The organism is Veillonella parvula, from assembly GCF_024461875.1.
Classification (GTDB): Bacteria; Bacillota; Negativicutes; order Veillonellales; family Veillonellaceae; genus Veillonella; species Veillonella parvula_I.
In genome coordinates this window covers 260,926-280,288 of record NZ_JANGAL010000002.1, presented here as the reverse complement: position 1 = coordinate 280,288, position 19,363 = coordinate 260,926, and the positions used below count along the sequence as shown (strand labels likewise).

Here is a 19,363-nt window from a genome sequence, read left to right as displayed (position 1 = left end):
CAAGTAGGAAGAAGGATGACAGATGAAAATATATAAAGAATCACTAGAGGCGATGCTTGCCATCGTACGAGATTACACACAGCAAACTACAGATATGGAGATTGAGCGTCGCGTGTACGATATCATCGCGGATGTCCGGACTAACGGTGATGCGGCGCTCAAAGCGTATTCTGAAAAATTTGATGGCGTATCCATCGAAGATTTCAAGGTGCCTCAAGAGGAAATCGATGCAGCCTATGAGTCTTTATCTGATGAGTTAAAAGCCGCATTATTAAAGGCAAAGGCTAATATTACGGAGTTCCATAGCCGAGAAATCGAGCAGGGCTTTGTGGACATGGATACACCGGGTATTATCCGCGGTCAAAAGGTCATTCCCTTGGCTCGTGTTGGTCTCTACGTTCCTGGTGGTACAGCTGCGTACCCTTCGACCATTATCATGACTGCATTGCCAGCCAAGATTGCAGGGGTAAAAGAAATCGTTATGGTGACACCTCCTCAAAAGGATGGCATTAATCCTGCCGTATTAGGTGCTGCAAAGCTTGCCGGCGTTGATGCGGTATATCAAGTGGGCGGTGCCCAAGGCGTGGCGGCCCTTGCTTATGGTACGGAAACAATTCCAAAGGTAGATAAAATTGTAGGCCCTGGCAATATTTACGTAGCCACAGCGAAGCGCCAAGTATTCGGCCAAGTCGATATCGACATGATTGCAGGCCCAAGTGAAATCGGTGTTATCGCCGATGATAGTGCTAATCCAGTTCACCTTGCAGCAGATCTCTTATCCCAAGCGGAACATGATCCTCGTGCGCGCGCTATTATGGTCACTACTAGTGAAACGTTAGCAAATGCCGTATCTGATGAAGTAGAACGACAATTAAAATTGTTGCCTCGTGAAAGCATCGCTCGTCCAGCCATTGAAAATAATAGTTATATTGCCGTTATGGACAGCATTGAAGACATGTTTACGGTGATGAACGAAGTGGCGCCAGAGCATTTGGAAATCCAATTGCCAGACCCAATGAACTACATGAGCCTCGTTCAAAATGCGGGCTCTGTATTCCTCGGTGCTTATGCATCTGAACCGTTGGGCGATTACTTGGGTGGTACGAACCACGTATTGCCTACTAGCGGTACAGCGCGATTCTCGTCTCCGTTAGGCGTATATGATTTCGTGAAACGTACGTCTTTCACACAATTTACAAAAGAACGTTTAGAAGAAGTGGCAAAACACATTACTACGTTGGCTCGTACGGAAGGGCTCGAAGCGCATGCTCGCGCCATTGAAGTACGATTTGAAAAATAGTTTATAAAAAATATTAGAAAATAGATTTGGTATATATTTGGCATCTATATTTATATAAATATTTAAAATATAGAGTGGAAATATAGATTACAGAAATAGATTTGGAGTATAGAGGTCGTTATGATACGCACAGGCACGGTGCAACGCACCACTCAAGAAACAGATATTACAGTAGAAATTACCCTTGATGGGGCGCAAACGAGCTCCATCTCGACCGGAATTGGCTTCTTTGACCATATGTTGACGCTCTTAGCGAAGCACGGCCGTTTTGGCCTTGTGGTAGAGGCAAAGGGCGATACATATGTGGATGCTCATCATACGGTTGAGGACGTTGGACTTGCCTTAGGGCAGGCCTTGGTGAAAGCCCTTGGCGATAAAGCTGGCATTGAGCGCTATGGCGATGCGTGGGTTCCTATGGATGAAGCATTGACGCAAGTTGTAATCGATTTGAGCGGTCGCCCATACCTCGTATTCCAAGGTGAATGGAGCACGCCGATTTTAGGTGGCAACTTTGAAACAGAGCTGGTGGAGGACTTTTTCCAAGCTCTTGCTATGAGCGCAGCTATGAACTTACATGTGCGCAATTTATATGGTCGCAATACACATCACATTATTGAAAGCATGTTTAAGGCAACGGGCCGTGCATTGCGCAAAGCAGTTGCTATTAATCCGGATATCCAAGGGGTTAACTCTACAAAGGGCGTTATTTAATAAAGGAGAATGCATGATTTTTCCAGCTATAGATTTACAAGATGGGCGCAGTGTTCGCTTGTATAAAGGCGATTTCGCACAGGAAACGGTCATCAATCCTGATCCAGTAGATCAAGCGAAACAATATGAGGCAGCTAAAGTGGGAGCCTTGCACCTCGTTGATTTAGATGGTGCCAAGGCGGGCATGCCTGTAAATGTAGACATTGTAAAAGCAGTGCGTGCAGCTTTCACAGGCATCCTTGAAATTGGAGGCGGCATCCGAGATAAAGAGGCCGTTGACCTCTATTTGAGTTTGGGCGTAGATCGGGTTATCTTAGGATCTGTAGCACTTAAAAATCCAGCGCTTACAAAAGAGGTGATCACTGAATACGGTGCGGAGCGCATCGTTATCGGTGTAGATGGAAAACATGGCAAGGTTGCTGCTGAAGGGTGGCTCGACCAATCCGATGTTCCTATGAGTGATTTAATCGGTGCCATGGTTGAAGGTGGCGCAAAGTATTTTATCGTTACCGATGTAGACAGGGATGGTACGATGCAGGGCGCCAATGAAGAGTTACTTGGAAATTTGCAAAAAGAATTTCCTACAGCACGCATCGTTGCTTCTGGGGGCGTTCGTAATCTAGGGGATATTAAATCGCTAGAACAAAAAGGCGTTATGGATAGTATTGTTGGTAAGGCTCTGTACGAGGGCACGATTACGTTAGAGGAAATCGCCGAGTACAATCAGCAGAAATAATAGAAATAAATGTGATGCTCTCAAATTAATTATTGGCTGTAACCAATGGAATATTGTGCATAATCAATAAATATATTGTGTATAGTCAATGAAATATGTTGAGTATAACGGTTGAAATGTATTGGGCGTAACCGCTGAATTATATTGAGTGACACTCGATGGAAAGGAGATTTATGTTAGCGAAACGGATTATTCCCTGCCTAGATGTAGATGATGGGCGCGTAAAAAAAGGGGTTAACTTTGTTAATCTCGTAGATGTAGGCAGTCCCGTAGATATTGCGGCATCCTATGAACAGCAACAGGCAGATGAGCTGGTATTCTTAGATATTACGGCCACTGTTGATGCACGGACTACTATGCGCGATGTGGTACAAGAAATCTCCACACAAGTATTTATGCCACTCACCGTGGGTGGTGGTATCAAGAGTATTGATGATATGACGGCTTTGCTGAAAGCTGGTGCGGACAAGGTATCTTTGAACTCTGCGGCGCTTGCTAACCCTGAGCTCATTACAGAAGGGGCTCAAAAGTTTGGCAATCAATGTATGGTGGTAGCCATTGATGTGAAAACAGATGAAGAAACTGGCGAATGGTATGCCTATACTCACGGCGGTCGTAAGCGTACAGAATGGAAAGCTTTAGATTGGGCAAAAGAGGCCGTAGCTCGTGGAGCAGGGGAATTGCTAGTAACGAGTATGGATAAAGATGGTACAAAATCCGGTTTTGATATTGAACTATATAAGGCCATAGAGTCTGTCGTAAATGTACCTATCATAGCATCTGGAGGTGCGGGTAAGGTTGAGGATTTTGTAAATCTCTTTAAGCAAACCGGTGTTACCGGTGCACTGGCAGCATCTATATTCCACTTTGGAGAAATCAAAATTCCTGATCTTAAAGCTGAATTACGAGCTCACGGAATTACAGTACGCTAAAATAGATTTAAAAAATTACTATCTCTCGTAAACTCTTTGCTAGTCTATATGTTCAGAGTTAGTTAAATAGTTTGTTCATAGATAAACAGAAAATAGAAATAGTAATAGATAGAGATACAAGCTGATATAGGATAACAGATTATTGATTACTTAAAAAAAAGGATAGAATATGAAACCGGATTTTGAAAAAGGAAATGGCTTGTTGCCAACGGTTGTGCAGGATGCGGAGACTAAGGACGTCCTCATGGTGGCGTGGATGAACGAAGAAAGCTTTCACAAGACACTAGAAACAAGGGAAACGTGGTTTTGGTCTCGATCTCGTCAAGAACTATGGCATAAGGGTGGCACCAGCGGTAATGTGCAACATGTGGTGAGTATGGCCCTCGATTGTGATGGAGACACCTTGCTCATTCAAGTTAAGCCTGAAGGGCCTGCCTGTCACACTGGGCGTACAAGCTGTTTCTTTAATGAAGTAGAACGGAGTTAAACATGGCACAGCAAACACTGAACGAATTATACGAAATTATTAAAAATCGCAAGGCACAGCCAAAGGAAGGGTCTTATACGAATTATTTATTCGACAAAGGACTTGATAAAATCTTGAAAAAAGTTGGTGAAGAGGCTACAGAGGTAGTAATCGCCGCAAAAAATGATGACCCTCAAGAACTGATTTACGAGACGGCAGATGTATTATATCACTTGCTCGTGTTATTAGTGGAGAAAAATATTCCTTACGAAGCCATTGAAGCTGAACTAGCGAGCCGCGAAGGGGTCGTTAGCAAGACTACGGATCGCCCAGAAATTACAAATTTATAATGTATATCCTATTATGAGCTCAGACATATGAGCTCTGGTGGAGTTCATATGTGTTTTTTATGTGTTATATGAGTTATATGCGTTATATGCGTTAAGGAATAGATAGAAAGGATAGCCTATGAAAGAGATAATTCGCACATTGAAGCCTTATATACCTGAGGAGCCGGCTGAAGCGGTGAAAGAGCGCCTTGGTATCGACAGATTGGTGCGCTTGTCGGCGAATGAAAATCCATACGGCACATCGCCATTGGTACGGGAGGCTATCCTTAGTTATGTAACACATAATGATGCCAACTACTATCCGGATGGTAATGCTACCGATTTGCGCATGAAATTAGCGAATTACTGGCAGGTGCAACCTGAGCAACTCGTCATCGGCGTAGGTCTAGATGAGGTGATCGCCATGGTCAATAAAACATTGATTACCGCTGGTGACTCTATCGTAGTAAGCGTGCCAGCCTTTTCGGAATATGCCTTGAATGGTTTCGTGGAAGGTGCTGAGATTCGCGAGGTGCCAGCTGATTTTGAAACGGGGCAGTATGACTTTTCTGCTCTCGTGAATGCTGTAGATGAAACGACACGCCTCGTGTGGATCTGTAATCCTAATAACCCAACGGGTACCTATGAGTCTGTTGAAGATATCCGCAAATTTGTAGCAGCTGTACCAAAGGATACCTTGGTCATCATAGATGAGGCGTATATCGATTTTGTCACTTCCGTAGCAGTTCCTACGGCACGTGCGCTCTTGGATGAGTTCCCTAATGTGGCTATCATGCGTACCTTCTCGAAGGCCTATGGCCTTGCCAACTACCGTGTAGGCTACATGATGACACCTTTAGAATTGGCAAATTATATGCAAACCATTCGCTTGCCGTACAATCTGAATACCTTATCTCAAGTGGCTGCAGAAGCTGCTTTCGATGATCAAGAATTCTTGGCGAGAACGGTCTCTCAAAATGCAGAGGAACGGACAAAATGGGAAAGCCTCTTTGATGAACTAGGTATTCACTACTATAAAAGCGAAGCAAATTTTATTTTCTTTGCATCGCCTGATGCGGAAGGCCTTGCAGATGCTTGGCTTAAATCAGGTTACCAAGTGCGCCGAGGTCAACGAGAAGGATGGTTACGCCTTACAATTCCAATGCCTCAAGATGGGGATGTTATGCGCAAGATATTAAGAGATTTCATGAATTAATTTGTACAGAATAATGTATAATTTGTAATACGTTTTATTTTATCTTATCGTGTTTTACCCTATAGAATGGAGTTTATTATGATTGCCATTATAGATTATGATGCAGGGAATACCTTCAATGTCCAGAAAGCCTTAGCTTACATCGGTCTTGAGGCAGTGCTAACGGCAGATCCTGAGACAATACTAAATGCTGATGGCGTTCTCTTGCCAGGTGTAGGCGCATATGCGCCAGCGATGGCAGTTCTAAAAGAGCATGGTTTAGTTGATGTCATTCATGAGGTAGTAAAGCGTGAAATTCCTTTATTAGGTATTTGTTTAGGAATGCAACTTTTATTTGAAGAATCTGAAGAATACGGCCCAACTCCTGGTTTAGGACTTATTCCAGGTAAGGTAAAAGAAATCCCTCGCGATCTAGGTCTTAGCGTGCCTCATATGGGTTGGAATAAAAATGTAGTACACCAGCCTCATAGTGCTTTTAGAAATGTAGATGATCAATATACATATTTCGTTCATTCCTATTATGTGGATACAGATCCTGAATATATTACATCTACTGCAAATTATGGTATCGATGTACCTGGAATTGTAGAACGAGGTAGAGTATATGGAATGCAATTCCATCCTGAAAAAAGTGGTGTCGTAGGTCTAAATTTGTTGCGTACATTTGGGACTATTACAAAAACTTATAGAGCAGCAGGAGAATAGGGATATAGCTATCTTTCATTACAGATAGGAATAAGTCATTCAGTAACCAATATATCTAGGATAATAACGGCATCTCATAGGTGGAGAATGCCGTTATTATGCTTTATAGTTATACTTAACTTTCAAAATGAGAAATTAATAATTGACACCTTGTTGATTAGTTATACAATAATGTTGTAAGTACTAACATTTTAGGAAGCCATTGTGGCATGGATACGATACATAAGTTTTATCAGTAATATTCATATACTCCATGTCACGTGATTATTGGAGGTGTTTATATGGTTATGAATGGTATTTACTTAGTTATTGCCTCCGCGTGTATTCTAATTTTAGCGTACCGCTTTTACGGGGCTTTTATAGCGGCTAAGGTACTGACATTGGATCAATATCGTCCAACGCCTGCTATGGTTCACAATGATGGTCACGATTACGTGCCAACCAACAAATGGGTAACCTTTGGTCATCACTTTGCAGCAATTGCTGGTGCAGGTCCACTGGTAGGTCCTGTTATCGCAGCACAGTTTGGTTATTTGCCTGGCGCATTATGGATCCTAATTGGTTCTGTATTAGCCGGTGCTGTGCATGATATGGTTATCTTGTTTGCTTCCGTTCGTTACGATGGTAAATCGATTGCGGATATTGCTCGAGAAGAAATCAGTAAACTTGCTGGTTTTGGTGCTATGCTCGCTACCTTATTCCTATTGATCATTACCCTTGCTGGTATGGCTGTAGTAGTAGCTAATGCATTGCATAACTCTCCTTGGGGATTCTTCTCCGTATTTGCTACCATTCCAATCGCTATTTTTATTGGTATTTATTTGAAATGGTTGCGTCCTGGTAAAATCCAAGAGGCGACTATTATTGGTGTAGCTTTAATCTTCGCAGCTATCATCTACGGCCCAAATATAGCGGCTAGCGAGTATGCATCTTGGTTCACATACGACTTGCAAACCATTGAAATTATGCTTGCTGTGTATGGTTTCTTTGCAGCTGCATTACCAGTATGGTTGTTACTTGCACCTCGTGACTATTTGTCTACATATCTTAAAATCGGTACAATCGGCGCATTGGCACTTGGTATTATCATCGTAATGCCTGAAATTCAGATGCCGGCTATTACTCCTTATATCTATGGCGGCGGCCCTGTATTGAAAGGTTCCGTATTCCCTTACATCTTCATTACTATCGCATGTGGTGCGTTATCTGGCTTCCATACTGTTATTGCTACAGGTACAACACCTAAAATGCTTACTAATGAAAAAGAAATTTTACCTATCGGTTATGGTGCAATGTTAACAGAAGGCTTCATCGCTATGATGGCGTTGATTGCTGCTACTGCATTGCATCCAGATGATTACTTTGCGATTAACTCCACAGTTGAGTCTTTTAAAGCTTTAGGCCTTCAAGTTCATGAATTGCCAGCATTGTCTGCAATGGTTGGTGAAGACTTGATGCACCGTCCTGGTGGTGCTGTATCCCTTGCAGTAGGTATGGCTCATATCTTCTCCAGATTGCCTAATATGGATCACTTGATGGGTTACTGGTATCACTTCTGTATCATGTTTGAAGCATTGTTCATCATGACATTAATCGATGCTGGTACTCGTGTAGGTCGTTACTTACTTCAAGAATTATTAGGTCATTTCCACCCTAAATTCAACGACCAACATTGGGCTCCTGGCGTTTATGGTTGTGCCGCTTTAATTTGTATCTTGTGGGGCTACCTAGTTCTACAAGGTAATATCGGTATTATCTGGCCTCTATTCGGTGTATCGAACCAATTATTAGGTACCATGACATTGGCCGTAGGTACTACAGTTATCATGAGACTTGGACGCAAACGCTATGCATGGGTAACAGGTATCCCTTGTATCTTAATGGCTATCGTGGCTATCGCTGCAGACTATGAAAATGTATTCTACAGCTATATTCCTGCTGGCAAATGGATTCTAGTAGCATTTAGTGCTGCTATGTTCCTCATGATTCTTATCGTATTGGTAGAAGCGATTCGCAGCTGGATTCGCTTAGCTAATATTCCTCAAGATTATCGGACACAAGCTGAAATCGAAGCTGAAAGCCTTGTAAAATACGGTAAAGAAGTAAAAGCATAAGATTGATTATTGCAATATATAAAGTGCACTCACATTTGTGAGTGCACTTTTAATCTATAAATTTGCTGTTTTCTTATAAAATAGTTAGGTAATGGCGTCTTGCATGCAGAGTTTTCTGTGAGCAAGGTGCTTTTTGTATGGAAAAGAGTTTCTTATGGTCAATATGATTGATACAGTTAACACCGCATGGGTATTGTTATTTGAACATGTTATAATAGGGCTATGAAACATTATATACGTTCTTATTGGACAAAATATAAACAATTGTATAAGAAAGGCCTAAAAGGCATTGCTGCCTTTCTTGCCATTGGAGTGATTATAGTCTTTGTACTAGCAACCATTGCTAGTCGTGGAATGGGCGTTATTTTTAATGAGGTTATGGCTCGGCAGACGATGATGCGTGGTACGGTTACTGTTGAAAGTTTATCTGCCACACCGTGGGGAACTTTGACTTTTACCGGGCTGATTTGGAAAGACCCAGAAGGGCATGAGTTGCTCAATGCACCGAGCGGGAAGGTCCGCGTTAATATGTGGGATGTGGTCACACGTAATTTTAAGTCCTCTGCTATCGAGGGCATTGAATTAGATGATGCGATTGTAGTCGTTGATTTAGACGATAATAATCGGTTAGATTTCGCGCCCATATCTCCAGATGTACATAAACCAATTAACGAGATAGAGCCCCGTCCCAAAGTACCTAGAAAGACTACACAAGAACGGCAAGAGGAACTAGGTAAGAAAGTACGTAACTTCAATTGGGCGGGCCAACATTTAGATTTGAAGATTAGGCTTAGAAACAGTCAGTTAGAGGTCTTTAACAGAAATCGCCATTATGTGATAAAGGATGTAAACGCTAGAATTGACCTTGATAGTAAGAGAGCCATTCGCATCGATATGGAGACGGGCAAATTCGGTGGTACCGCTATAGGGGATGGTCTCGTATTAAAAGGTCGTGTAGACTTAAAGGATGTTTTAAAGCATCGCATGCCTCAACTGGATCTACAATTTGATGTGAAAGGGGTGGATCCATCATCACTAGGCTTTGGTGAGAATATTCATGATGCCATGACCTTGCTTACAAAGGTAACAGGTGATTTTAACCGTCCCTTTGCTAAAGGTCGGGTAACGATGCCGATTTTGCGCATCCCTGCACTTACCTTTGAGAATGTAGTAGGAGATGTGACGTATCAAGATGGTATTTTGAATTTTGAAAACGTTAGTGCTAATGTATACAGCGGTAAATTGGAGGCTAAAGGTGTATATAATTTGGACACTCGAGCCTATACGATTACTGGTGTAGCAAAAGATCTAGATAGTAGTGTGGCCCTTAAAGCGCCTGAGTTCCTTGTGCCCGTATCGGCAAATTTGAACTTTAAAAGTGAAGGCCAACCTCGAGACATGGAGGTATGGGGAAACTTCTGGTCTGGTGAAGGGCACTATATGCTGATTCCGATTCAAAGCATTACGGGAAACTTTCACAATAAAGGGCGACATTTATCCTTTAGCGATGTGAAAGTAAATACGAAAATCACTACTATCACTACGGATGCTCTGCGTATCGATGATGGACAGCTCACGATGGGGCCGCTTAATATTACGTCCCATGGAGGCAGCAATTTTATTCTGTATGATGAGTCATTTGATGAAATTGATGAAAATATGACTCGCATTAAAGACGATATGAAACAAGCTAAAGAGAATAGTAAAAGTGCTTCTGAATCAGCTAAGGGTATCGATACGTCTGGGCTCACACCGCCGGATATGAAAGAATCGATAAAAGACCTGAAGCAGAGTATGGACTCGGCAAAAGATAGTTTAGATAATCTGTCAAAAGGCATCAAGCAATGAAAGACATTTAGTAATAAAATACATTGAGAAGTAAAAAGCAACAAGAAATAATAACGTATCAAAAATAATAAAGTATCAAAGATAACAAAAAGATGGCAATTCATCATCGTGATGAGTTGCCATCTTTTTGTTATAAGGTACTAACTTGTATTTACCTATACGAAAGATTTTATTATCTGTCTAATCCGTTAGAACGTTGGTATTCAGTATCTTCTGTGTCTTTGGTATTCGTTTTTGTATTAGTTCGTTTTACCTTAATAAGAGGTTTCTTTTCTTTGGTTTCCTCTTCTTCGTATGGAATTACTTTATCCCCTTGATCCGGCAAAAATGTTTCGATACCGTTTCGTTTGCCTTTTTGCGTGTTTGAATCAGTGGCCAATTGACTTTGTTGTGGAACGATGTATATTTCGTCTTTATTGATAGTTACATCATTTAACAAGAGTTTGAATGCGTTCGGATTTACATACAGAATTCCGTCTACCATACGTGCTGCAGGTAGCAAAGATTCGGATGTATCGAGGTTGATAATTTGCAATTTACCCTTGCGCACGACTTGTTTAGAGTCCGGTTGTACCGCTAATGTAGCAATGTTCATGTCGATTAATGCTGTTTTAGTAGGTGCATCCCAAGATACTTTGTAACCTAATGCTTCTGATACTTGACGTAAAGCTACGAGTGGCTGACCGTCAACATAGATGACATTTGGCTTTTTATCAATTGGCTCCAATAATAGGCCATCTACATTGATGTAATGCTGTGTTGTCACAGATGCAGGTCTCTTTAAACTCTGCGTCGGTGCAGATGTATCCATACCGACAGCTGCCTGTGCAGGCTGTACCACTCCGCTTGTAAAAGCTAGCACTCCTAAGGCTATACCGGATAAAATAAGTTGTTTTAATTTCATGGTAACCTCCATTGTGTATAAAACGTCACGATAAATCATAATTGGTAATATAACATGGATATATGAATATTATATTATGAATTTTAATTTTACAAAACTAATAAAGAAGAAGGAATGATTTTATCGATTTGCTATAGAAAAACGAAGTCAAATAGAAATTTTAAGAAAAGAAAGGTACTCTGTTCATAAAATTGCTAGTTTAATTGGTGTCTACCATTCTACTGTAGCAAGAGAATTAAATCGCGTTAAAGACGAATACTCTACGATTAAAGCACAACAGGTAGCAACTAGTAAGTCTGCTAATAAAGGAAGACTAATAAACTTAATACCTCAATTAGCGGCTTTAATTAAATCCAGATTATAACAAACTTAGTCTCCAGAAGCACTAATGCTGATTAATAATTGACCTAGGAAATGCCTTAAGTTTAAAACACCAGATTAGAAAATTGATTTAATTTTGTCGCATTACTTATTACAATTTAAGACAAGATTAAATGATTTATTAATGGTGGAATCCGGTTTAGATATTTTTATAACTCTACGTTTAGAAAGATAGTATAATTAAAAAAGGGGCTGTAAGCAAATTCTTTAAAAGCAGCATTTTGTTTATGGTCATTTTTATACGTTCATTTGAGGTGTGAAAAGATATTTAGTAATGTTGATTTGTAGCTTTTATATAATCTATATTGAGAAAGTACGTTGCAAAATCTGCCGGCTCTTTTGTAGTTGGTATAGTCGGTACGAAAGCTAGAAACTACGCTAAAGATGAAATTAAATTTAATTTAAAGAAGGATGTAGATAAGTAATGTCTCGGGATTTTATTATAATATTAGGTGTTATATTCCTTATATATAAACTTATTACTTATAAAGGTAAGCTTACTTTAGCCAGAATTATTACATATTTAGGCCTTGCAATTGGGGGAGGAATAGCATTACTTCATGAATCTGTCCCAGTATTTATATTATTTTTTCTGACAATAGTTTGTATGGGGATTTCTTTGGTTGGAATGTACTTTATGCTTAAAAATGATGAGTTTGAAAGTGATAAAGTAGAAAAATATCAGTCTAATTTTAAAGCTGGCGTATATGTTTGGTTATTTCTAGTAGCTTTATACATATATTTATATATTTTGACCTATTATTAGATATTCTGACCGTACATATAGCAGGATCTATTGATTAACGTATAATGCTAATATAAGGTATATGAATCTAAAAAAGGACGCTATAGTCTAATCTTCAGTGAGCGGTATTACTGAATGGGTTGGAACCATAGTGTCCTTTTAGTTTTTATGGATTTGATGTTTGAGAGCATGTTATTAGATGCATTAGTTGCTACTAACAGTTTAACTAGACCTGAGGGAGGACTTTTTTAGCACTACGTATGATATAATTTATTTATATTGAATGATTTCGCAGAATTTATATTTTATAGAAAGAGGTTCCTTATGGCATCCGGCAGATCTGAAAAAGAGTTACAAGGGGTAACGATGTTAGGTCACAAGACCGATTATCCTACTGATTATGCGCCACAGGTGTTAGAGGCGTTTGATAACAAGCATCCTGACAATGATTACTTCGTTAAGTTTAATTGCCCTGAGTTTACAAGCTTGTGTCCTATGACTGGTCAACCAGACTTTGCCACAATCTATATTTCTTATGTGCCAGATAAGAAAATGGTAGAGTCCAAGTCTTTGAAGTTATATCTGTTTAGTTTCCGCAATCACGGGGACTTTCACGAGGATTGCATCAACATCATCATGAAAGATCTTGTGAAGTTGATGGATCCTAAATATATCGAGGTGTGGGGCAAGTTTACGCCGCGCGGCGGTTTGTCCATCGATCCATACGCAAATTACGGCAAGCCTGGTACAGAGTGGGAAAAGACTGCAAAAGAGCGCCTTCATTTTCACGACATGCAGCCAGAGCGCGTAGCATATCGTTAATATGGCATACGAATATTTAACAATGGTCACATCCTTTATTACTTGTTTTATGATTGGTGTAACCTTGTCTTTACAACCTGCATCGATAATCGTAGGGACTCACACTTATTTAAGAGAACAAAGTAAATGGACTCGCTGGAACGGATATATCATGTTTGTGTTGCTCCTATTTGTGCTAGATGTGCTCGTAACAAACGGTATATATATTGCGTTTCACGATGTGTATGGTAATCTCTTTAACATTGGTTATCTTGATCTCAATCTGATGGACATGTTTTTTAGTGAAAGCTTTCAAATAGGCGTTATTCTAGTCTTTTCGCTTGTGTTGTTTCAAGTATTAGGGCTAGTTGATTTAGCCCATGGAGAACGGGATTTATCCTTTTATTATGACCAAGTAGATGCAGGTAAACAAAAGCCTTCGTGGATGGAGCAGTACATGGAGAGTCAAAGAGGCTCTCTTGGAGCGAGCTTGGTGGGCTTGTTCTATATGCTGAGAATGACGATAAAAACAATGTGGTCTTATATCGTGTGCCTAGTGTGGTTTAAAATCCTAGCCATACTTGTAAATGTGCTAGTGTCTCCGAGTATTAACCGAATTATGCATGTTGATAATGAAATGACTACCCTAATCATTTTCGACCCATACATTATCACCTATGCAGTTGCTGGTTTCTTATGGGGCCATGTAGCATTACATCATGATGTAACTAAAGTATCGCGCTTAGTTAGTAGCATGGCTATATCTCTTATCCCTCGTCTTACAGTTTTGGTAGGGGCAATTTCCTTTATTGGATTGGCCTTCATCATTATAATGGTACCCATTACATGGGAGGGGGTACTTGACGCACTTACAAAAAAATAGATAAAGCTAGTTATTTCCTGTATTTTTAGGGTTTTAAAAGTCGTTCTCATTCTCTTGACAATGAAATGATTCAAATGTTAGAGTATGGTTGTATTAATTGGAATACATAAACGGTTATACCCCGTGTATGGTGAATAACAAGGTGAAATATAATATCGTCCTTGGGATGTTCCTAAGGGCGATTTTTATCATCTATCGCTAGAGGGAGAATTAGATGAGTATAGTAACAAACCAAACAACTGAACTTATTGGTAAAACACCGATATATCAATTGCCAAATACCAATATTTATGTAAAACTTGAAAAATATAATGTAGGCGGTTCTGTAAAAGACCGTGCCGTACTCGGTATGTTACAGGCTGCAAAAGAGCAAGGTCGTATCCATGAGAATAGTATCATCGTAGAAGCCACAAGTGGTAATACGGGGATCGCTCTTGCTATGGTAGGTGCTATTCTACATATTAAAACAGTGATTATCATGCCTGAAAGTATGAGTAAAGAACGCCGTGAGCTTATTAAGGCGTATGGGGCGCAGCTCATCTTAACTCCAAAAGAAACAGGTATGAAGGGGGCTCTTGAGCGGGCAAATGAAATTTTAGCGAAGTATCCAAATGCTTTCACCTTGGGCCAATTCGTAAATCCTGCAAATCCAGATATGCATTACCGCACGACGGGTAATGAAATTGTAGAACAAGTGCCAAATGTCGATGTATTTATAGCGGGTATTGGTACAGGTGGTACTTTCACAGGCGTTACAAGACGATTGAAAGAACATAATCCTAATCTAAAAGCCATTGCTGTAGAGCCAGCGGGATCTCCTGCTATTACCGAAGGTAAGGGCGGCCCTCACAAAATACAAGGTATTGGGGCTGGTTTCATTCCTGAAAACTTTGACCAAAGCTTGATGGACGGCGTGCAAACTGTAAGTGATGAAGAAGCTTTTAGCGAGGTGCAAACCTTTATGCGTGAAAGTGGTATCTCTATTGGTCTTTCCGCGGGGGCGGCCATTGTAGCGGCAAAACGCATGGCTCGTGAATTACCTAAGGCGAATATCGTTGTTATTGCACCTGATGGAGTAGAGAAATATTTATCCCTATTGGACTTTGGCAACAACGAATATGTTAAATAATAGATTTCAGATAATAAAAATACTGAATTTTGGATTGGTAAAAGAATAGGTTCTATATATAAAGCCTTATATATAGGAATATAGACCAAATATGTTGTATACTAGATATATCTATATTTCTGTAGAATGTAAGTAGAGTTATTTGAGATGGAGTCACTATGATGCAAGGTTTGCGCGATTTATGGGGCAAAATTCAATATAATATTAAGCGTGTAATGGATTCTGACCCAGCTGCCACAAGTGTATGGATGGTTATATGGACATATCCACATATTACGGCTTTGTTCTGGCATTTCTTTGCCCACCGTTTATATAAGGCGGGGTGGCCAATCTTGGCTCGTCGTGTGGCTCTCCATTCTCGTCATGTAACGGGTATTGAAATCCATCCAGGTGCGACGATTGGTCGCGGCCTCTTTATCGATCACGGTATGGGGGTTGTTATTGGCGAAACGGCTATTGTAGGCGATAATGTAACCTTGTTCCATCAAGTAACACTAGGTGGGATGTCTTCTAAAAAGGTAAAGCGACATCCGACGATTGAAAATGATGTACTCATCGGTACGGGTACAAAAATTTTAGGGGACATTACGATTGGGGCGCGCACGAAGATTGGCTGTAATCTCGTTATCAAACATGATATTCCTAAGGATATGGTAATTTTTGAAACAGATCCAGAAAATATGTATGTTCGTAAACCTAGTCGCAATGCAACTGCTGCACAAGCAGAGGAGAAGAAAATCCCTGATAATTACATAGAATACTATATTTAATATAGAAACGTATTTAATATAAAATCATATTTAATATAGAATCATACAAACCTCTAACTATTGGATTAACTAGTAGTTAGAGGTTTTTTATGATTCGAAGAAACATGATTCCGTGAATTATTGGATTTAGATTTGGTATGTATTGTATTGGATTGTATTGGATTGGGGATATGTTTGATTTAGTATGGTTATAATGTTTTCATTAAACTTTTATACAAAAATATCTGTTCATGTATTGACATGGAAAATCATTATTGGTAAAATGTAATCATAATCAATATTGATTATAAATTAAATAAACGAATTGATGGCGTAGAAGCCAACTGTACTTGTTCTGGTTTTAGAACAAATTATAATTGAGAATTAAGTGAAAAAAGGAGTTTTATTATGAAAAACGTACAACAAGTAAATCAATATTTAGCAGATCTTTCTGTATGGAATGTAAAATTACATAACCTACACTTCAATGTAACTGGTCCGCAATTCAAATCCATCCATGAATACTTGGAATCCATTTATGATGAAGCATTTGAATACTTTGATGCCGTAGCAGAACATGTGAAAATGCAAGGTCAATTTCCATTGGTAAATTCTGCGGAATACGCAAAATTGACTAAAATCGAAGAATTGGGACAAGAAGACATCCCTCAAGCAAAGGTAATTGATATTCTTCTTAAAGATTTCAAATACATGAAAGATCAAGCTGTAGCGATTCGTGCAGCCGCTGATGAAGAAGATGATTTCTTGCTCGTGAGCATGATGGAAGATCACGTTGCATACTATGTAAAACAAATCTGGTTCATCGAATCTATGCTGAAATAAGACGATTGACAATGCCTTATTGGGTATGATATGATTACCCAGTAAAGCATGGAGGATTACTCAAGAGGCTGAAGAGGACGGTTTGCTAAATCGTTAGGGCGGGTTACCGTCGCTAGGGTTCGAATCCCTAATCCTCCGCCATGTAAAGACCCCACATCACCCGATGTGGGGTCTTTTTGTATAATATAGTGATTTATTATATTATTTATATAGGCCTAATTTGTGAGGATTCGAGTGAGTCCAAGGCCTTATTAGTATTGAATGACACAGGTGTGTAAGGTTATAGAGTTGACGTATGTCTAGGGGTTTCATATAATGGATTGTATAAAATGTAATTTTAAGGAGACTCTTATGAATACAAAACATACACGTCAAATGAATCGTATCCGTCGAGCCTTAGGCATTGGCACATTATGCCTCGTTGCGTCTGTTGGCTTTAGTCATGCTGAAAGTATTGCCATTCCAAGTGCACGTCCTATGGTGGATGGCGTAAGTGCTGATGTAGAGACTGTTAGTAGTTCTAGTAAAGGGCAACAGCATGTGAACTCAGATGTTATTACGCCTAATGATTGGACATATACAGCGTTACAAAGGCTCATTAAACATGGTGCCATTACAGATACCCATGGATTTACTTTTGATGGTGCTAGCTACACAAAGGATGAGCTTATGCCGCTTATCGATGAGGTAGTCACAAAACGTGAGCAAATGAACGACAATGATCGGGAATATGCATTGCGTATTTACCAAGAAAATATGCGTGATGTAATGGATTACCGTATTGCTCGCGATAAAAAAGTTACTGACGAGCGCCGTCAAAAAATAGATGAAAAGCGTGCTGAAAGGGCTAAAAAATCTGGTAAGACCTATCAAATATCCAAGGATCAACAAGAAGCCCTTGATAAGGCTGGCGATGAAGTAGCAAAACCGGAAGAACGGGCTTTAACAGATGAACAAATCAAAGAGAAAATGAAGAAATTCAAAATTGATGATTCTCGCGTTAAGGTAAATAATGAAGTGCGTATTCGTTACGCTGATTCCAAGGATAAAAAGTCTAAAACAGATGCTCGTATGCAGACGGAGATGACCTTCACTCTATAACTCTTAGTAAGGGGTTATAATGATTGATTTTTTAAAGAAACAGTTGTTTACTGTCCATCAAAACGGTAAGCAGCAGGTAAGTGAGGTCTTTAAATATATAGGACCTGGTATAATCGTAACCGTTGGATTTATCGATCCGGGCAACTGGGCTGCTAACTTGGCAGCTGGTGCTAGTTATGGTTACGAATTATTGTGGGTAGTCACACTATCTACGATTATGCTCATTTTATTACAGCATAATGTGGCGCATTTAGGCATTGTACGCGGTCAATGCTTGTCGGAATGTGCTTATGAATTCTTACCGCGTTATGCATCTCGCTTTGTGCTTAGTACGGCAGGAATTGCGGCGGCAGCGACGGCCTTGGCGGAGTTTATTGGCGCCGCTATCGCCTTGAAGATGCTCTTTGGTATTCCTATCTTGATAGGCAGCATTTTGACGGCTCTTATCTGTACGGTTATGCTCATTACGAACTCCTATCGTAAATTAGAGCGAATCATTGCTGGCTTTGTATCCCTCATCGCATTGGCGTACCTCGTTGAGGTAAATATGGTCAACGTAGATTGGCCAGCGGCTGGTATCGGTTGGGTGGATCCTAATATTCCTAATACATCGATGCTCGTTATTTTGAGTATATTAGGGGCCGTAATTATGCCTCATAACTTGTTTTTACACTCTGAAATCATCCAAAGTCGCCAGTTTAATACACAAGACCCAGCGATTATGAAACGGCAGTTGCGCTATGAATTCCTCGATACTTTGTTATCTATGGGGATTGGGTGGATGATTAACTCTGCCATGATTATATTGGCGGCGGCTGTCTTCTTTGCTCATGGTATTGAAGTAACAGAGCTTGAACAGGCTGAAGAGTTGTTGCGACCACTCATTGGACCCGCAGCGGGTATTATTTTTGCAATAGCATTGTTATTTGCAGGTTTTGCCTCATCCGCTACAGCAGGTATGGCGGGGGCAAGTATCTTTGCAGGAATGTTTGGCGAGTCTTACGATATGAAAGACTTCCATACGCGATTAGGCTTGGCACTAACATATGTTCCAGCATTATTGTTGATCGTGTTTATTACAGATTCCTTCCAAGCATTATTGTTCTCTCAAATGTTCTTGAGCTTGCAATTACCAATCACCATCTTCTTGCAACTTTACATGACAAGTAGCCGCAAGGTCATGGGAGAATACGCGAACCGTAAATTTACAAATATTCTCTTATGGAGCATAGGTATCATCGTTACGATCATGAATATCTACTTATTGATTGTAGGCTAATAGAACATTCTTTGTTAGTTACCAAAAGGTTTATTATAAAATCATAATTAGAATACAGCATTAGAGTACAATATTAGAGTATAATATTAGAGTACAACATTAGAATACAAAATTAAAATGCAAAGGACCGCTATGGCGGTCCTTTTGTCATGTTGCTAACGTATCTATTATGTGAAAAGCGTATCTTTGAA

19 protein-coding genes, 1 tRNA gene and 1 pseudogene are annotated in these 19,363 nt (G+C 40.0%); 20 read left to right on the top strand and 1 reads right to left on the bottom strand.

The features are described 5' to 3' along the window. Nucleotides 1-22: 22 nt before the first annotated feature. From hisD to NE668_RS05420, 10 genes are all read left to right on the top strand, one after another. Nucleotides 23-1,300, top strand: coding sequence for a histidinol dehydrogenase (hisD, locus tag NE668_RS05465; RefSeq protein WP_227037542.1), 1,278 nt, complete (start codon nt 23-25; stop codon nt 1,298-1,300). Nucleotides 1,301-1,420: 120 nt separating this feature from the next. Then, the gene (hisB, locus tag NE668_RS05460) at nt 1,421-2,011 is read left to right on the top strand and encodes an imidazoleglycerol-phosphate dehydratase HisB (protein WP_227037543.1); all 591 of its coding nucleotides are present in this window, start codon (nt 1,421-1,423) and stop codon (nt 2,009-2,011) included. A gap of 13 nt (nt 2,012-2,024) precedes the next feature. After that, nucleotides 2,025-2,747, top strand: coding sequence for a 1-(5-phosphoribosyl)-5-[(5-phosphoribosylamino)methylideneamino]imidazole-4-carboxamide isomerase (gene hisA / locus NE668_RS05455; RefSeq protein WP_227037544.1), 723 nt, complete (start codon nt 2,025-2,027; stop codon nt 2,745-2,747). Between the two features lie 173 nt (nt 2,748-2,920). Next, on the top strand, nt 2,921-3,679 hold the full coding sequence (gene hisF / locus NE668_RS05450; protein ID WP_227037546.1) for an imidazole glycerol phosphate synthase subunit HisF: 759 nt from the start codon (nt 2,921-2,923) through the stop codon (nt 3,677-3,679). A gap of 169 nt (nt 3,680-3,848) precedes the next feature. Further along, the gene (gene hisI / locus NE668_RS05445) at nt 3,849-4,166 is read left to right on the top strand and encodes a phosphoribosyl-AMP cyclohydrolase (protein WP_012863731.1); all 318 of its coding nucleotides are present in this window, start codon (nt 3,849-3,851) and stop codon (nt 4,164-4,166) included. Between the two features lie 2 nt (nt 4,167-4,168). Further along, a complete protein-coding gene (gene hisE, locus NE668_RS05440; RefSeq protein ID WP_227037548.1) occupies nt 4,169-4,495 on the top strand; it encodes a phosphoribosyl-ATP diphosphatase in 327 nt (108 codons plus the stop codon). 118 nt (nt 4,496-4,613) lie between these two features. Next, entirely contained in the window at nt 4,614-5,690 is a 1,077-nt protein-coding gene (gene hisC / locus NE668_RS05435) for a histidinol-phosphate transaminase (RefSeq protein WP_012863733.1), read from the top strand. Nucleotides 5,691-5,768: 78 nt separating this feature from the next. After that, a complete protein-coding gene (gene hisH, locus NE668_RS05430) occupies nt 5,769-6,395 on the top strand; it encodes an imidazole glycerol phosphate synthase subunit HisH (protein WP_227037550.1) in 627 nt (208 codons plus the stop codon). A gap of 281 nt (nt 6,396-6,676) precedes the next feature. Beyond that, the gene (locus NE668_RS05425) at nt 6,677-8,509 is read left to right on the top strand and encodes a carbon starvation CstA family protein (protein ID WP_227037551.1); all 1,833 of its coding nucleotides are present in this window, start codon (nt 6,677-6,679) and stop codon (nt 8,507-8,509) included. A gap of 222 nt (nt 8,510-8,731) precedes the next feature. Beyond that, on the top strand, nt 8,732-10,357 hold the full coding sequence (locus NE668_RS05420; protein ID WP_227037553.1) for an AsmA family protein: 1,626 nt from the start codon (nt 8,732-8,734) through the stop codon (nt 10,355-10,357). 172 nt (nt 10,358-10,529) lie between these two features. On the opposite strand, the gene NE668_RS05415 is transcribed toward NE668_RS05420, so the two are convergent. Next, nucleotides 10,530-11,261, bottom strand: coding sequence for a stalk domain-containing protein (locus tag NE668_RS05415; protein ID WP_227037555.1), 732 nt, complete (start codon nt 11,259-11,261; stop codon nt 10,530-10,532). 133 nt (nt 11,262-11,394) lie between these two features. Here NE668_RS05415 and NE668_RS05410 point away from each other — a divergent pair. The 10 genes and pseudogenes from NE668_RS05410 to NE668_RS05365 form a co-directional block, all read left to right on the top strand. Beyond that, a pseudogene (locus NE668_RS05410) lies at nt 11,395-11,622 on the top strand (helix-turn-helix domain-containing protein); the annotation flags it as partial. 444 nt (nt 11,623-12,066) lie between these two features. Then, a complete protein-coding gene (locus NE668_RS05405; RefSeq protein ID WP_012863738.1) occupies nt 12,067-12,408 on the top strand; it encodes a hypothetical protein in 342 nt (113 codons plus the stop codon). Nucleotides 12,409-12,711: 303 nt separating this feature from the next. Next, entirely contained in the window at nt 12,712-13,209 is a 498-nt protein-coding gene (queF, locus tag NE668_RS05400) for a preQ(1) synthase (protein WP_004697960.1), read from the top strand. A 1-nt stretch (nt 13,210) separates the two neighbouring features. Continuing rightward, nucleotides 13,211-14,071, top strand: coding sequence for a hypothetical protein (locus tag NE668_RS05395; RefSeq protein WP_012863739.1), 861 nt, complete (start codon nt 13,211-13,213; stop codon nt 14,069-14,071). A gap of 214 nt (nt 14,072-14,285) precedes the next feature. Beyond that, nucleotides 14,286-15,200: a cysteine synthase A gene (gene cysK, locus NE668_RS05390; protein ID WP_021147612.1), complete on the top strand. Its 915-nt coding sequence runs from the start codon at nt 14,286-14,288 to the stop codon at nt 15,198-15,200. Nucleotides 15,201-15,358: 158 nt separating this feature from the next. Then, nucleotides 15,359-15,970 (top strand): serine O-acetyltransferase EpsC, encoded by a 612-nt coding sequence (gene epsC / locus NE668_RS05385; protein WP_021147613.1) that lies wholly within the window; start codon nt 15,359-15,361, stop codon nt 15,968-15,970. Nucleotides 15,971-16,357: 387 nt separating this feature from the next. Continuing rightward, a complete protein-coding gene (locus tag NE668_RS05380) occupies nt 16,358-16,792 on the top strand; it encodes a Dps family protein (RefSeq protein WP_227037557.1) in 435 nt (144 codons plus the stop codon). 50 nt (nt 16,793-16,842) lie between these two features. Beyond that, nucleotides 16,843-16,933 (top strand) — tRNA-Ser (locus NE668_RS05375). 210 nt (nt 16,934-17,143) lie between these two features. After that, a complete protein-coding gene (locus NE668_RS05370) occupies nt 17,144-17,893 on the top strand; it encodes a hypothetical protein (RefSeq protein ID WP_227037560.1) in 750 nt (249 codons plus the stop codon). 19 nt (nt 17,894-17,912) lie between these two features. Next, nucleotides 17,913-19,172 (top strand): Nramp family divalent metal transporter, encoded by a 1,260-nt coding sequence (locus tag NE668_RS05365; RefSeq protein WP_227037561.1) that lies wholly within the window; start codon nt 17,913-17,915, stop codon nt 19,170-19,172. Nucleotides 19,173-19,363: the final 191 nt, after the last annotated feature.

Excerpts from the sequence above, each read along its gene's own strand:
- hisB (WP_227037543.1), top strand. The coding sequence starts at position 1,421 with ATGATACGCACAGGCACGGTGCAACGCACCACTCAAGAAACAGATATT.
- hisI (WP_012863731.1), top strand. The coding sequence starts at position 3,849 with ATGAAACCGGATTTTGAAAAAGGAAATGGCTTGTTGCCAACGGTTGTG.
- epsC (WP_021147613.1), top strand. The coding sequence starts at position 15,359 with ATGATGCAAGGTTTGCGCGATTTATGGGGCAAAATTCAATATAATATT.
- NE668_RS05395 (WP_012863739.1), top strand. The coding sequence starts at position 13,211 with ATGGCATACGAATATTTAACAATGGTCACATCCTTTATTACTTGTTTT.
- NE668_RS05370 (WP_227037560.1), top strand. The coding sequence starts at position 17,144 with ATGAATACAAAACATACACGTCAAATGAATCGTATCCGTCGAGCCTTA.
- hisC (WP_012863733.1), top strand. The coding sequence starts at position 4,614 with ATGAAAGAGATAATTCGCACATTGAAGCCTTATATACCTGAGGAGCCG.
- hisA (WP_227037544.1), top strand. The coding sequence starts at position 2,025 with ATGATTTTTCCAGCTATAGATTTACAAGATGGGCGCAGTGTTCGCTTG.
- hisH (WP_227037550.1), top strand. The coding sequence starts at position 5,769 with ATGATTGCCATTATAGATTATGATGCAGGGAATACCTTCAATGTCCAG.
- NE668_RS05405 (WP_012863738.1), top strand. The coding sequence starts at position 12,067 with ATGTCTCGGGATTTTATTATAATATTAGGTGTTATATTCCTTATATAT.
- NE668_RS05420 (WP_227037553.1), top strand. The coding sequence starts at position 8,732 with ATGAAACATTATATACGTTCTTATTGGACAAAATATAAACAATTGTAT.
- NE668_RS05365 (WP_227037561.1), top strand. The coding sequence starts at position 17,913 with ATGATTGATTTTTTAAAGAAACAGTTGTTTACTGTCCATCAAAACGGT.
- NE668_RS05415 (WP_227037555.1), bottom strand. The coding sequence starts at position 11,261 with ATGAAATTAAAACAACTTATTTTATCCGGTATAGCCTTAGGAGTGCTA.
- NE668_RS05425 (WP_227037551.1), top strand. The coding sequence starts at position 6,677 with ATGGTTATGAATGGTATTTACTTAGTTATTGCCTCCGCGTGTATTCTA.
- hisE (WP_227037548.1), top strand. The coding sequence starts at position 4,169 with ATGGCACAGCAAACACTGAACGAATTATACGAAATTATTAAAAATCGC.
- queF (WP_004697960.1), top strand. The coding sequence starts at position 12,712 with ATGGCATCCGGCAGATCTGAAAAAGAGTTACAAGGGGTAACGATGTTA.
- hisD (WP_227037542.1), top strand. The coding sequence starts at position 23 with ATGAAAATATATAAAGAATCACTAGAGGCGATGCTTGCCATCGTACGA.
- cysK (WP_021147612.1), top strand. The coding sequence starts at position 14,286 with ATGAGTATAGTAACAAACCAAACAACTGAACTTATTGGTAAAACACCG.
- hisF (WP_227037546.1), top strand. The coding sequence starts at position 2,921 with ATGTTAGCGAAACGGATTATTCCCTGCCTAGATGTAGATGATGGGCGC.
- NE668_RS05380 (WP_227037557.1), top strand. The coding sequence starts at position 16,358 with ATGAAAAACGTACAACAAGTAAATCAATATTTAGCAGATCTTTCTGTA.